The 14,681-nt window shown below is 40.6% G+C and carries 15 protein-coding genes; 12 read left to right on the top strand and 3 right to left on the bottom strand.

Annotation, left to right across the window (positions count from 1 at the left end):
* Positions 1-49: 49 nt before the first annotated feature.
* The gene (locus tag BOD01S_RS06775) at positions 50-838 is read right to left on the bottom strand and encodes a DeoR/GlpR family DNA-binding transcription regulator (protein WP_036157975.1); all 789 of its coding nucleotides are present in this window, start codon (positions 836-838) and stop codon (positions 50-52) included.
* A 181-nt stretch (positions 839-1,019) separates the two neighbouring features.
* Here BOD01S_RS06775 and BOD01S_RS06770 point away from each other — a divergent pair, with 181 nt between their 5' ends.
* The 11 genes from BOD01S_RS06770 (at position 1,020) to rocF (ending at position 12,071) form a co-directional block, all read left to right on the top strand.
* Positions 1,020-1,772, top strand: a complete 753-nt coding sequence (locus tag BOD01S_RS06770) for an ABC transporter ATP-binding protein (protein ID WP_036157978.1) — start codon at positions 1,020-1,022, stop codon at positions 1,770-1,772.
* Positions 1,765-3,474, top strand: coding sequence for an ABC transporter permease subunit (locus BOD01S_RS06765; RefSeq protein WP_081978043.1), 1,710 nt, complete (start codon positions 1,765-1,767; stop codon positions 3,472-3,474). Before BOD01S_RS06770 ends, BOD01S_RS06765 begins: the two co-directional genes overlap by 8 nt.
* A complete protein-coding gene (locus BOD01S_RS06760; protein WP_036157981.1) occupies positions 3,386-4,381 on the top strand; it encodes an extracellular solute-binding protein in 996 nt (331 codons plus the stop codon). The genes BOD01S_RS06765 and BOD01S_RS06760 overlap by 89 nt, the downstream gene beginning before the upstream one ends.
* Before the next feature lies 1 nt (position 4,382).
* The gene (locus BOD01S_RS06755; RefSeq protein WP_036157984.1) at positions 4,383-5,474 is read left to right on the top strand and encodes a 2-aminoethylphosphonate--pyruvate transaminase; all 1,092 of its coding nucleotides are present in this window, start codon (positions 4,383-4,385) and stop codon (positions 5,472-5,474) included.
* Positions 5,474-6,259: a phosphonoacetaldehyde hydrolase gene (gene phnX / locus BOD01S_RS06750; protein WP_036157987.1), complete on the top strand. Its 786-nt coding sequence runs from the start codon at positions 5,474-5,476 to the stop codon at positions 6,257-6,259. Before BOD01S_RS06755 ends, phnX begins: the two co-directional genes overlap by 1 nt.
* 276 nt (positions 6,260-6,535) lie before the next feature.
* Entirely contained in the window at positions 6,536-7,489 is a 954-nt protein-coding gene (locus BOD01S_RS06745; protein ID WP_036157990.1) for a PstS family phosphate ABC transporter substrate-binding protein, read from the top strand.
* Positions 7,490-7,548: 59 nt separating this feature from the next.
* Positions 7,549-8,475 (top strand): phosphate ABC transporter permease subunit PstC, encoded by a 927-nt coding sequence (gene pstC / locus BOD01S_RS06740; RefSeq protein WP_036157992.1) that lies wholly within the window; start codon positions 7,549-7,551, stop codon positions 8,473-8,475.
* Between the two features lie 28 nt (positions 8,476-8,503).
* The gene (pstA, locus tag BOD01S_RS06735; RefSeq protein WP_407655993.1) at positions 8,504-9,355 is read left to right on the top strand and encodes a phosphate ABC transporter permease PstA; all 852 of its coding nucleotides are present in this window, start codon (positions 8,504-8,506) and stop codon (positions 9,353-9,355) included.
* Positions 9,356-9,367: 12 nt separating this feature from the next.
* Positions 9,368-10,201 carry a phosphate ABC transporter ATP-binding protein PstB gene (gene pstB / locus BOD01S_RS06730; RefSeq protein ID WP_036158000.1) on the top strand — a complete coding sequence of 278 codons (834 nt, stop codon included), beginning with the start codon at positions 9,368-9,370 and terminating at the stop codon, positions 10,199-10,201.
* A gap of 16 nt (positions 10,202-10,217) precedes the next feature.
* Positions 10,218-10,877: a phosphate signaling complex protein PhoU gene (phoU, locus tag BOD01S_RS06725; protein ID WP_036158003.1), complete on the top strand. Its 660-nt coding sequence runs from the start codon at positions 10,218-10,220 to the stop codon at positions 10,875-10,877.
* Positions 10,878-11,183: 306 nt separating this feature from the next.
* Entirely contained in the window at positions 11,184-12,071 is an 888-nt protein-coding gene (rocF, locus tag BOD01S_RS06720; RefSeq protein WP_036158007.1) for an arginase, read from the top strand.
* 37 nt (positions 12,072-12,108) lie between these two features.
* Here the strand turns inward: rocF and BOD01S_RS06715 are convergent, their stop codons facing one another.
* Together BOD01S_RS06715 and BOD01S_RS06710 are read right to left on the bottom strand one after the other, a co-directional pair.
* Positions 12,109-12,846, bottom strand: a complete 738-nt coding sequence (locus BOD01S_RS06715) for an alpha/beta fold hydrolase (RefSeq protein WP_036158009.1) — start codon at positions 12,844-12,846, stop codon at positions 12,109-12,111.
* 494 nt (positions 12,847-13,340) lie between these two features.
* Positions 13,341-14,198, bottom strand: a complete 858-nt coding sequence (locus BOD01S_RS06710; RefSeq protein WP_052124973.1) for a DUF6612 family protein — start codon at positions 14,196-14,198, stop codon at positions 13,341-13,343.
* Between the two features lie 194 nt (positions 14,199-14,392).
* On the opposite strand from BOD01S_RS06710, the gene BOD01S_RS06705 reads away from it, so the two are divergent.
* Positions 14,393-14,584, top strand: a complete 192-nt coding sequence (locus BOD01S_RS06705) for a hypothetical protein (protein ID WP_036158011.1) — start codon at positions 14,393-14,395, stop codon at positions 14,582-14,584.
* The last annotated feature ends 97 nt before the right edge of the window (positions 14,585-14,681 follow it).

Raw genomic sequence — 14,681 nt, 5'->3', positions numbered from 1 at the left:
AGTAAAGAGCGGTTTCAGCAGGTAAAAACCTGTAGAAACCGCTCTTTTTTCAATCGAAAAAGGAGACTTCACTTTTTTCTGCAATATAAATTTCCACACCTTTTGTCCGATATTTAGCCGCTAGGGCCGGCAGTATTTGCCCATCCGTTACTATGCCGTCAATATCCTCTAGGCCACAAACTTTTACCGCAACATCTTTTTCAAATTTCGTATGATCTGTTACGGCAAAAATAGTTTTTGCTCGCTGAATAATCTGCTGACGCGTTTGAACTTCCTCCATGTTGTAGTCAGATAGACCGCTCTCAATCGATACCCCGCTTGTACAGATAAATGCCTTTGTTATATTTAGACGGTCAAAGTTAAATAAAAAGTTCAAGGAAGTAATGGAATTTTCAGATTGGCGTAATTTGCCGCCAATGATAATGACATTGAGGTCCGTATCCAGCAGCTCCAATAAAACAGGAATAGAGTTCGTCACTACGGTGATATGCTTAAACTTTTTAAGGTGTTTGGCAATATGAAGAGTAGTGGTGCCGCTGTCGATGAAAACTGTATCTCTTTCTTCGATTAAGTCTGCGCATAATAGACCAATTTCCTCTTTATGCGAGCGGTTTTCACTCATGCGGACTGATAATGATGTCTCTCTTATTGATGCTTCTCCTGCCAATTTAATACCACCATAAAACTTTGTAATTAGACCCTGCTGTGCCAATACATGAATATCTCTTCGAATTGTTTCCATCGATACGCCTAATCGGGTACTCAATAAATTAATCTTTGCTATTTTTTCCTCTGCTAATATTTCAAGAATTTTATTTTGTCGTTCAATCGGATACATTTCCCGTCCCTCTTTCTTTAATAGCTATTTATTAGACAGATTTTCCCTCTATTGATTTTCAGTATACTAAAACCACAACAGTTATACAAAAGGTGGTCATAATTTATTTATAATTTACAAAACAAGCAATCGATATTTACAATCAATTTCTATAATAAGTCTATAAAGGTGAGGTGAAAGTATGTTACTTGTTGAAAACATCTGTAAGAGTTTTGGTGGTAAAGAGGTACTGAAAGACATTAACTTTCAAATTGGAGAGGGGGAAATCCTTTCATTACTTGGTCCGAGCGGGTGTGGGAAAACGACACTATTAAATATCATTCTAGGACTAACAGAGCAATCAGAGGGCCAGGTGATTTACAAAGGTGAAGAAATAAGCCATATTCCAATGAATAAGCGGGGTTTTAATATCGTCTTTCAGGATTTCGCATTATTTCCACACTTAACAGCTTATGAAAATATTGTTTACGGTTTAAAAAACCGAAACGCAAAAGTCCAAAAGAAAGATGTCCAGGAGTATATAGACTTTCTAGAGCTTGAACCCCATCTGCATAAGCAGATCAATCAGCTATCGGGCGGTCAAAAGCAGCGAGTGTCGATTGCAAGGACGCTTGTTATGCAGCCGAAAATTTTATTACTTGATGAACCATTAAGCGCGCTTGATGGTGTGATTAAAGAATCTATTAAAAGCCGTATCCAGCAAATAGCCCAGGATTTTGGCCTTACGATAATTATTGTTACCCATGATCCAGAAGAAGCGCTGACAATCTCTAATAAGGTGCTCATCATAAATGAGGGAAAAGTGGCTCAATTTGGAACCCCGCAGCAAATAATGGCACAGCCTGCAGATCCCTTTATCGAAACGTTCATTTTAAAGCAGCTGCATATTAAACGAAAAAACATTTACCGATTATTTGGTGAGCGGCATGCTTAAAACGACAAAAACGATGCGTATTTTGTATGTATCTCTGCTGGCTATTTTCATCATCTTTCTTATTGTGCCGCTGATTTATATGATGTGGCTTTCATTTGATGATAAAGGTGCTTTGTCGGGAAGGCACTATCAGGAGGTTTGGCAATCCAGGGAGCTGCTAGCATCTGTCCTAAATAGTTTTCGGGTTTCATTCATAAGTGCTGCAATTACTACAATATTAGCGTTCATTATAGCTTACACAATATATTTCACGACCATTTCAGTGAATACAAAGAAGGTATTTCGTTTAGTCGTGACACTGCCAATGCTATTACCGACGATTACATATGGCTTTATTTTAATTTATGTATTCGGCAATCAAGGCTACATCACCCGGTTTATAGGAGAGCCATTGTTTTCTATCTATGGATTTAATGGACTACTTATCGGATATGTCATTTATACACTCCCGGCTGCTTTTTTACTTATTGCCAACGGAATGGAATATGTTGATCAGCGCTATGTACTTGTTTCTGTTTTAATGAAGGACCGACCGATGCGCAGGTTCTATCATACTGTACTGCGTCCGCTGTATGGAGCTATAGCGGGAGCCTTCATTTTATCATTCATTCTAAGCTTTACGGACTACGGAATCCCGGCATCAATTGGAGGGCAGTATCAAGTCATCGCAACTACGCTCTATCAGACAATGCTTGGGTCCATTCCTGACTTCTCCAAGGGAGCAGTCATAGCAATTATGATGCTGTTGCCGGCTATAATAGCCGGACTGCTTTTGCGGAAATTTGAGCGCTACACTGTCTCCTACCGTAGTACAGGAGACTACGAAACGGTTTCGTCAGCCATCAAAAATAGGACGTTTATGGTCTTATGCAGTATAATCGCGTTCTTTATCGTCGGTATCTTCTCGATATTGATTATTGTTCCATTTACATCTGCCTATCCATACGATATGAGCTTTACGTGGAAGCATGTTCAAAATGTGCTTGGGATGGGCGAGCTGATGCGGGTCTATCAGAACTCATTGCTGGTTGCATTTTTGAGTGCCGCAATTGGCATTACCATTTCCTTTACGGCAGCTATTATCAGTGTGAGGACAAGTATTACAAGCAGAGGCCTCATCCAGTGGATTTCGATTTTAACGAATACGGTACCAGGAATGGTGCTCGGTCTGGCGTATTTACTGCTATTTAATGGCAGCTCATTAAAAGGTACATTTCTTATCCTTATTATTTGCAATCTCGTCCATTTCTTCACTACTCCTTATTTAATGATGAAGAATGCACTTGAAAAAATGGATATGTCATGGGAGGTAACAGGGGCTCTGCTGGAGGATACCTGGCTGAAGACAGTTTGGCGAGTCATTATACCGAATATACGGAAAACAATTATCCATGTTTTTTCTTATTATTTTACAAATGCATTGGTAACAGTCAGCGGGGTCGTCTTCCTTGTCAGCACTAACACATCTTTGCTTTCCACAAAAATTAAGGAACTGCAGCATTACTCGAAATTTAATGAAATTTTTATTTTATCACTGCTTATTTTAATGATGAACCTCGTAGTTATGACGGGGGGGTATGTCTTAAATAAACCGAAAAAAAGGAGTGTTATCAATGAGAAAAAAATTTATTACAGTACTGGCAATGGGAAGCTTGTCTCTATTGTTAGCCGCATGTGGAGATGGAAAAACGAAAGCGGATGAGCAGGTCATTATTTATTCAAATGCTGATGATGAGGCTATCGCAGTAATCGAAGATATATTGGAAGACAGTAAATATAAGAACGATTATATTCTTCAGCCAATCGGTACATCTGAGCTGGGCGGCAAAATGCTGGCTGAAGGTACAGCCATCGAAGCGGATATTGTAACAATGTCTTCTTATTATATCGATAGTGCACAGCAGCAAAATAACATGTTTATCAAATTGCCTTCTTCGCAGAAACCGCTCGATCCATATTCAGAAGTCCAAATTCCATTGTTGGGTAATATGGGCTCGATTTTCGTGAACACAGAGCTATTAAAAGAAAAAAGTTTGGATATGCCGAAAACTATAAAGGACTTAACCGAACCGCAATATAGAAATCTCGTTTCAATTCCAAATGTGATGGATTCATCTACAGGCTGGCTGCTCATTCAAGCTATTATTGCCGAATATGGTGAAACGGAAGGAAAGCAGATACTAGCTGATCTACTGGAAAATGTCGGCCCCCATTTGGAAAGCTCGGGGTCGGGTCCCATTAAGAAAGTGCAGACTGGTGAGGTAGCCGTTGGGTTCGGTCTGCGTACACAGGCAGTTGATGCAAAGAAGAATGGATTGCCAATTGATAATATTGACCCGCTCGAAGGAAATTATACCCTTGTTGAATCGATTGCTGTAGTTGATAAGAAGGATGATGAAAAAGAAGCACTGGCGGCTGAGATAGCTCAGTATATCGCTGAGGAAGCGCGCAGCGGGATTATAGAATACTATCCGGTTCCTATTTTTGAAGACGAAGCAATCGATGAGCAATATATCCCTGCCCGATTAAAACGATGGAAATCTACCTTAACGGTGGATCTATTACAACAACATCAAGCCTTCTTTAAAGAAGCATTAGGAGGACAATAAGATGCAACAATATAAATTATTAACACCTGGCCCATTAACAACTTCAGATACAGTCCGTCAGAAAATGCTGCTGGATCGCTGCACATGGGATGATGAGTATAAGCAGACAACACAACAAATCCGCCGGGAACTGCTAGAGCTTGCTCAAGTTGGCGAAAAAGATTATACAGCAATCCTGATGCAGGGAAGTGGAAGCTTTGTCGTAGAAGCTGTACTGATGTCTACTGTCTCTGGATGCGGAAAAATCCTTGTTTTAACAAACGGTGCGTATGGCGAGAGATTGGCATCTATGGCTCGAACGATTGGATTACAGACAGTTGTAGAAGCTGCTCCATATAATTCCTACCATGATTTTGGTCATATCGAAAACATTTTGCAGCAAGACCAATCTATCACACATCTTGCTATGGTTCATTGTGAGACAACAACGGGTATTTTGAATCCGATTGATCAGGCGAGTGAATTAGCCAAGCAATATAATAAAACATTTATTGTTGATGCGATGAGCAGCTTCGGAGGTATTCCAATTGATGTAGAAGCACTGCAAATCGACTATTTAGTCAGCAGTGCAAACAAGTGTATACAGGGAGTACCGGGTTTTGGTTTTGTCATTGCCAAAAAAGCGGCTTTGGTAAATTGCCAGGGGATTTCGCGCAGTGTATCACTCGATTTATATGATCAATGGCAGGTGATGGATGTCGATGGAAAATGGCGTTTTACATCTCCAACACATGTTGTGGCAGCTTTCCTACAGGCAATCCATGAACTAAAAGAGGAAGGCGGTATCAAAGCCCGTTTTGAACGATATGCTTCGAACAATCGGTTATTACGTAAACAAATGGAGAAGCTTGGCTTTATAAGCTATATCTCCGAAGATAAGCAGTCACCGATTATCACTTCATTCTTATATCCGACTGAGCATTTTAACTTTCCAGCATTTTATGAAAGTATGAAGGAGCAGGGCTTTGTTCTATATCCAGGCAAGTTGACAGATGTTGATACATTCCGTATCGGCAACATTGGTGAAATTTATAAGGAAGATATACAACGTTTATGTCATGCGATTGAAAACTATATGGCGGTGATGAATTAATGACAAAAATTCAAGCGGTTATTTTTGATTGGGCAGGCACGGCAGTAGATTTCGGATGTTTCGCACCGGTTAATGTATTTTTAAGAATTTTTGAAGAGGCGGGAGTAGAGGTTACGTTAGAAGAAGCGCGTCAACCGATGGGGATGCTGAAGATTGATCATATTCGGTCCATGCTTCAAATGCCGCGTATTCAACAGAAATGGCAGAAAGTATATGGACGAAGCTCTACAGAAAAGGATGTAGCAGCTTTATATGAAAAATTTGAAAAGCAATTGATGGTTTCATTGGCAATGTATACAAACCCTATTCCCTATGTGCTGGATACTGTCCAGACTCTTCGTTCGGAAGGACTGAAGATAGGTTCTACAACGGGCTATACAAGAGAGATGATGGATATTGTGGTACCACATGCTAAAGAAAAGGGATACTTTCCCGATTTTCTTGTTACGCCTTCTGAGGTGCGGAATTATGGAAGGCCTTATCCATATATGATTTTTGAGAATATGAGAAAACTTGAATTACAGGATGTAAGAAAGGTAGTTAAAGTAGGCGATACATTATCAGATATAAACGAAGCATTAAATGCAGGAGTCTGGGCAGTAGGCGTTATTATCGGGAGTTCGGAGATGGGTTTGTCGGAAGCCGAATTTGCAGGATTAAGCGATATGGAAAAACAGCATGCCATTGAGAAGACACGCCAAAAATTTGAAAGAGCCGGAGCTCACTATACGATCGAAACAATGGCACAGCTGCGCAATGTTATTCACCAGATAAACATCATGTAAAAACTACAAACAGGAGCGGTATTCGTTCCTGTTTCTTTTCTTATATATCAATCGAAGAAAAGCTTAGTCGAATATAGTACGGCTTCCCCCCTAATAGAAATTTCTTGTACATAATAAATCTCCTTCGTTTCATTTGTAGCGACTTGTTTACAAAGTTTACAATCCTTCATACCTCTTTACATAGGATTAACAACCTATTCATACGTGCTCAATATTCAGAATCTATAGTTGGAAATGTAAGAAAGAATACTACCTTTGGTTTGGAGGACATTCACAATGAAAAAATGGAAGTACTTAGGCGCAACAGCATTAGTAGGTGCAACTTTACTACTAGGAGCTTGCGGAGATGACACAGATTCATCAAAAGCAAACGGAGCTGAAACAGAAGAAGGCACTGCACAGCTTTCGGGCGATGTAGTGGGAGATGGCTCTTCCACAGTAGCACCAATCATGGAAGCTATGGTTGAAGAATATGCAGGTGAACAAAGCGACGTACGTGTCTCTGTCGGCGTATCAGGTACTGGTGGCGGCTTTGAAAAATTCATCAATGGTGAAACAGACTTTTCAAATGCATCCCGTCCAATAAAAGATGAGGAAGCAAAAAGCTTAGCAGATGCAGGCATTGACTATACAGAATTCGAAATTGCATATGACGGTTTATCGGTTGTCATCCACCCAGATAATACATGGGCTAAGGAATTGACAGTAGATCAATTAAAACAGCTATGGGTAGAAGATGGCACGAAGAAGAAATGGTCTGATATTGATCCTTCATGGCCGGACGAAGAAGTAGTATTCTATTCACCGGGTACGGATTCCGGTACATATGACTACTTTGACGAGGTCATCTTAGATGGGGAGGACCTGGTGAAATCAGCGACTCTATCAGAAGATGATAATGTATTGGTACAAGGAGTTATGGCTGATAAAAACGCCATTGCATTCTTCGGATATGCATATTACATGGCAAACAAAGACAAGCTGCAGGTTGTTTCAATTGATGGCGTAGCACCAACGAATGAAACAATTGAATCTGGTGAATATTCACCGCTCTCACGTCCTCTATTCGTCTATGTGAAAAATGAAGCAATAAAAGAGAACGAAGCAGCCTATGATTTTATGAAATTTACGCTTGAAAATGCTGGAGATATGGCAGAACTTACTGGCTATGTCCGCTCACCACAGGAAAAATATGATGAAGATTTAGCAGCACTAGAAGCATTGCGTTAATCCTGAGACGTGTGGTAAGGCAAGCTTACCATACGTTTTTTATTAGAAAGGAAGATTTAATGAGCCAATCAGTCCAGTCTATGATTGCTGCTTCTCGTAATAAGAAAAGTAAGAAAATCATTGAAAAACTTGTACCGGTTGCCTTGTTTTTGGCAGCAGCTCTCTCTGTACTTACGACATTTGGAATTATTTTCACGCTCATATTTGAGACGTTTGAATTCTTTACCCGCATTTCCATTACAGACTATATCTTTGGAAAAGAGTGGCTTCCGTTCTCCGGCAAGGAGCCGCTATATGGTGTACTGCCACTTATTTTAGGAACTTTTAAAGTGACAATGATTGCCGTCTTGGTCGCCGTACCTTTCGGGCTAGGGGCAGCGATTTATTTAAGCGAGTATGCATCAGATAAAGCGCGACGTATTATTAAACCTATTTTAGAAGTTTTGGCGGGTGTACCGACAATTGTCTATGGATTTTTCGCCTTGACGTTTGTTACCCCATTACTGCAGGAAATTATTCCGGCATTAAAGATATTCAATGCATTAAGCCCTGGGATTGTAGTAGGAATCATGATTTTGCCGATGATCGTATCTATGTCGGAGGATGCTATGAGCTCTGTTCCTAATTCCCTTCGTGAAGGAGCACTGGGACTGGGGTCGACAAAATTTGAAGTCGCGGTCAAAGTCGTACTGCCTGCTGCACTTTCAGGAATTATAGCCTCCATTGTGCTTGCTGTATCCCGTGCAATAGGCGAGACGATGATTGTTTCCTTAGCGGGCGGTTCCACACCGACATTCGACTTTGGATTTACTAATTCCATTCAGACGATGACAGCTTACATCGTCCAAGTATCCACAGGGGATGCAGGTTATGGCACAACGATTTATTATTCAATCTATGCAGTAGGTTTCACATTATTTATCTTCACATTGGCAATGAATTTGCTTGCACAGTATATTTCGAAACGCTTCCGGGAGGAGTATTAATATGAAGTATTTGAATGATGTCCTTGTCATGAAACGGATGGGCTCACGTCTTACTTTCAATAAGGTGTGGAAAGCTGTCTTCCTTTTGGCAACAAGCTTTGCACTATTGTCCCTTATTGTATTGCTGTTCCGTATCTTCTCCCAAGGAATAGGGTATTTAAATATCGACTTTTTAACAAATTTCGCATCCCGTATTCCTGCAAAAGCAGGTATTAAAGCGGCATTGATCGGCTCTCTTTGGTTAATGGCAGTCGTGGCACCTGTATCGATCATTCTAGGAGTTTCTACTGCTATTTATCTAGAGGAATATGCGAAAAAAAATAAAATCAATGATTTCATCCGTATGAATATTGCTAACCTGGCGGGTGTACCATCAATTGTTTTCGGTCTGCTTGGACTAACGATATTCGTACGTATGATGGATCTCGGAAAAAGCATTTTAGCTGCCGGCTTTACAATGAGTCTTCTTATTTTACCTGTTATTATCGTAGCAGCACAGGAGGCAATTCGGGCGGTGCCCAATGAACAGCGCGAAGCATCGTACGGCATGGGGGCGACCAAATGGCAAACAATTGTCCGTGTCGTGCTGCCTGCAGCCATTCCAGGAATTTTAACAGGAAGTATCCTGGCACTTTCCCGTGCGATTGGTGAAACGGCACCGCTTGTCGTTATCGGTATCCCGGTCATACTGCAATTTCTTCCGACAGGCCTGCTGGATTCCTTTACAGCGTTACCGATGCAAATTTTCGATTGGGCGAAACGGCCTCAAGAGGAGTTCCAATATGTAGCGGCGGCCGGCATCGTTGTTTTGATGACTGTGCTTGTATTAATGAACTCTATTGCTGTAATAATTAGAAATAAGTTCCAAAAACGCTATTAAGGAGTGAATAGAATGATTCAAGTAGCCGAGAAAAAAACACCTAAAATTGTGGTGAGTAATACGAAGCAGGCACCGGTGAGCCGTCAGCAGAAAGAGTTCGTCTTCCAAACGAAAAATTTCGACCTATGGTATAGCGAGCATCATGCGCTGAAAAACCTTACAATTGATATTGCTGAAAATGAGGTAACAGCTGTTATTGGTCCTTCAGGGTGTGGGAAATCTACCTATGTGAAAGCTTTAAACCGGATGGTTGAACTCGTTCCTGGGGTGCGGACAACAGGGGAAATCAATTACCGGGGACGCAATATTTTCAGTGCCGACTATGAGGTGGAGGAGCTGCGTACGAAGGTAGGGATGGTTTTCCAAAAACCAAATCCATTCCCGAAGTCCATCTATGATAATATCGCCTATGGGCCTCGTATTCATGGGATTAAAAATAAGAAGATCCTTGATGAAATTGTGGAGAAATCATTACGGGGCGCTGCTATATGGGATGATGTAAAGGATCGACTTCATCAAAATGCTTACAGCCTCTCAGGCGGGCAGCAGCAGCGGATATGTATCGCCAGATGTCTTGCCATTGAACCGGATGTTATTTTGATGGATGAGCCAACATCTGCACTTGATCCAATCTCTACACTAAAAGTAGAGGAACTTGTTCAGGAATTAAAGGAGCAGTACTCTATTATTATCGTTACACATAATATGCAGCAAGCTGCACGTATTTCAGATAAGACAGCCTTCTTTTTAAATGGTGAAATTGTAGAATTTGATCAAACGGATAAAATCTTTTCTAATCCGACAGACAGAAGGACGGAAGATTATATTTCCGGACGATTTGGATAAGGAGGCAAGGAGGCACATGATGGTACGTGAACGATTTGAGAATGACCTAAAAGATGTTCAGCAGGCGCTGCTTGAATTAAGTACGAAAGCTATTAATGCATTTGAGCTTGCCTTTAAAGCCTTTGTAGAAAAAGATATCGATTTAGCTCTTGAGATAATTGAAATGGACACCGATATTAATCGGTTGGAGGAAGCAATCAATGACCGTGTTATACTCTTGATCGCGAAGCAGCAGCCGGTCGCAACAGACTTGCGAAGACTGATTGTGATGATCAAAGCATCAGCAGATATGGAGCGGGTAGGGGATTACGCCGTCAATATTGCAAAGGAAACAGTGCGAATTGGAAAAGATCCATTTATTACACCGATAGAGACGTTAGAAGATATGCATTTCCGTACGGCCTCTATGCTTCATCAGATTGTGAATGCCTTTATTGAGGAAAATACCGCAAAAGCAAAAGAAATTGCGGATTTAGACGATCAGGTAGATGAATTATACGGTGATACAATTCGACATCTTATCCGCCTATCAAGTGTTCAGACAGACAATCTTGCCCAAATCACTTACCTTTCCTTTATCGCCCGTTATATTGAACGCAGTGCTGATCATGCTACCAATATTGCAGAGCACCTGTTTTACCTAGTAAAAGGACAGAGGTATGAATTAAATAACTAAGCGGATAGTGAGTAAGAGAGGACAATTAGTGAACTTTCGCTCCGTGGTTGTCTGTTTTGCTCCTGCCCGTATAGTAACCTGACGCCAAGAGGATATCTCATAAAGTTTGAGATATGCCTTTTTTTGTTTTCTGAAAAATGACAGTTACATATGTTTTGGTTTGAAAAAATAAGTTACAATAATGGTTAGACGATGTCAAAGGGGCATGTGAGTTGTCCAATTTCTTTTGAAATTCGGTGGCTATATGTTAGGTAATCGTCTATAGGAATAATTTCAGCAGGATTTTTAGTAAGGGGGATGAAAGAAATGAACACAGTAGGAATAGTAGGGGTTCCAATGGACTTAGGCCAGGAAAGACGCGGTGTTGATATGGGGCCGAGTGCAATCCGCTATGCAGGATTGCAAGACCGGCTACTGAGCCTTGGCTATTCAGTAATCGATTACGGGGATATTCCGGTAAAGGGACGGTCTCCGGTGCAAATTGGAGACGCTAATCTAAAAAATCTTCAGTCAGTTGTAGAGGCAAGCCTTAATGTGAAGGAAAGCGTTATGAAAATGTTAAAGGATGATGTGTTCCCACTTATTTTAGGGGGAGATCACAGTATTTCCATTGGCACGCTTGCAGCAATCAATGAAAAGCGCCAAAATGTCGGCGTTATTTGGTATGATGCCCACGGTGATTTAAATATCCCTGAAACATCACCATCCGGGAATATTCACGGAATGCCGTTAGCTGTAAATTTAAATCTTGGCCATTCTTCTTTAACTTCGATCGGTGCACATAAAATCAAGCCTGAGAATATTGTATTAATTGGTGCTCGTGCGCTTGATGAAGGGGAGAAGGAACTTATTCAAAGGCTGGGAATTAAAGTATTTACGATGCATGAAATTGATCGGATGGGGATGACGGCTGTTATTGAGCAGACAATCAGCCATTTAAAGGATACAGACGGTGTTCATTTATCGCTGGATCTTGATGCCCTAGATCCGATGGAATGTCCTGGGGTAGGGACGCCGGTAAGGGGAGGAATTACATATCGCGAAAGTCATTTGGCGATGGAGATGCTTGCTGAAAGCGGACTTATTACATCCGCAGAATTAGTGGAAGTAAATCCTATACTAGATGATCGTAACCAAACGGCAGAAGTAGCGGTTGCATTAGCTGGTTCTCTTTTTGGTGATAAGCTTTTATAAAAACGGAAGAACTGCGCAAACCGCGCAGTTCTTTCAGTTATCCTAAAAATTGTTTGACTGCCTTTGCAAATGCTTTCGAATCTTCCAACATCCCTAGATGCCCTGTATCTGTAGTGATTTTTTGTACAGCAATATTTTCGGTTTCAATTGGTGCGACGATAGAATCCTGACTACCTTCAATCACAAGAATGGGGATGGAGACTTCATGGATGAAGGTTGTTTGATCGGGGCGGGACTTCATCGCATCTAAGGCAGCCTGCAGCCCTTCGGCAGTTGCTTCATAACCAACGCGGCTGGCAAACTCCACATCTTCCGAGTAAGGATTGTCTCCAAAAAATGCATTGATCCCATTATCTATATAGGCCTTTACGCCATTTAGTTCGATATCTGATTTCTGCTGGTCCCTTTTCTTTTGAGTTTCCGTTGAATCAGGCGCAGCGGATGAATAGGCCAGGATTGCTTTATCTATGTCGGCTATTCCTTTTTCCAACGCGGCAAGAGTAATATAGCCGCCCATTGAGTGCCCCAGCCAGGTAGCATTTGCAACCTTTTCATGCTTCAGTACTTCTGCAATGGCCTTGGCATAATCATATACTGTATAGGCATCCGATTCCATTTTACTTTTTCCATGTCCGGGCAGGTCGACGGAAATGATATCGTATTCCCCTTCCAGCTCTTTTATTGCTTTATGGAACATGTCCGATCCGCCAAGAAACCCATGGATCATAACAATTGTATCGCCGCCTTTATTGCCCATTCGTTCATAATGTAGCATAAAATACCCTCCTTCTACTTATCCCTCTTTTTGTAGTTCCCTTCCTAGGGAAAGCCCTAAACGTATTATCTCTGTTTCCATTGTTTTTTAGCAAAAAATATAGAAAGAAAACTGAAAATAGAAGGAAATATATCTTTTAGTGGTATGTCTGTATACTGCAGTAAAAATACATTAATGACAAAAGAATTTTAGTGAGCAAATACGCAATTAAAGGAAAAGCGATGATTGCTGGAGCAGAAAAATTTTCTTAATACATGGGGCAGTGAAAGTTGAATAAAGCAGCTTGTAACATACAGCTATGTTTATATAAAAGGGAAAAAGCTAACAGCCCATTTAGTGAAATCATGCAAAAACAGCATGCCACAATAGCCTGGCATGCTGCATGGCATGTTCACTTTTTTGGAAAAGAAAGGGTACCATTCTATATACAATAAGGAATGATACGGGTACACCGAGCGCCGCTTTTGGGGAGAATCATGCTGCTTTTTCTGAAACTATTGTAATACTTGCGCATTATCGATGACTTCCTGTGGAATGGTAATAGCATCGACATTATTAAAGTCGGAATAATCAACTGTTGCACTTTGATCAATTGTCATTTTTCCGTCTTCTTCCTCTAAGGTAATAATCATATCCATCTTCATGTTATTCATATCAAACGTCTTCTTATCAATCAGGAAGACATATTGTGCATCTTTGATTTTTAATCCTTCCATACTGCCAAGAGCCTGTGCTGCTTCTTCACCGCCTAACGCTTCTTTTGCCTGCTGAAGCACAAAGTCCATAAACTTCTCGCCATCAGCATTCAATGTTAAAATATATTCATCATCATTTTGTTCAAATGTAAAGTCCTCTACAAATTTCTCGAGTTGGCGGAGCTGCTCGGATGGGTCCTGCTGGATGCCAGCCTGACTCATCATGGCGTCAAATTGTTCTTCCGGAAGTTTAAACCAGCTGTCTGCTGATTCTTCATATAAATAATAGCCATCATTTTGAGTCATATACATTTTGGTTGGGACTTTTGTCTCTTCACCCGTTTCGCTCTCTTTCACCGCTGTCGTGCCTTCAACATACAGCTGCATTGGATCGATTATCATATCCATATTCAAATCTGAGGCAGAGGTCATTTCAAAGCTGCCTTCTTCTGAATCGACGTTTATTGCTTGGTCAACTTTCATCTTTGCCTTCATACTTTCCAATTCTTGCTGGCGTTCAATTGTTTTTTCATATACTTGCTCTAATGTTAAATCGGATTTTTTAGACGCATTGTCTGTTACGGTTGCTGAATCTCCACATGCTGCAACTATTACAGCAGTTCCTACTGTCATACCAATAAATAATGTTTTTTTCAAAAATGCCATCTCCTTTTCATATGTTCTTTTATTCATACGTTTATAACAGCAAAAATGTTTCAAAAAAATGGGGATTAAATAATATGCTGAATAATATGTATATATATACCGGTTGATAAAACCGAAGCATATTGTTTAAAACAGCCAATAAAAAGGAATAAATAAGATATCATTTCAGATAGGGGAGGATGCTTATGAAAGATAGTATTGCATTGCTGCTCATAGGAGGAATCATAGTAAGTGTAAGTATTGTATTGCTGCTGATGCATTATGTGATCCCGGGTCTTGTACTATTTGCCATGGCATCAATCCTTCTTATATCCGGTTTTTCGCTTGTTAAACTTCATGAAGGACAGCCAATTAATCGCCGATCACATATGGAATAACAGAGCTTCTCTTTTCTATTCACATTTTCGTGACATTTTAAACAGGCTGAAGTGATTTTCAGGCAACTTTACTATTTTTATTTTACTTTTTTCTATA

The sequence above is a fragment of the Lysinibacillus odysseyi 34hs-1 = NBRC 100172 genome (assembly GCF_001591965.1).
GTDB classification, from domain to species: domain Bacteria; phylum Bacillota; class Bacilli; order Bacillales_A; family Planococcaceae; genus Lysinibacillus_B; species Lysinibacillus_B odysseyi.
The sequence above is the reverse complement of the archived record's forward strand: the minus strand, read 5'-3'. Positions and strand labels throughout refer to the sequence as shown.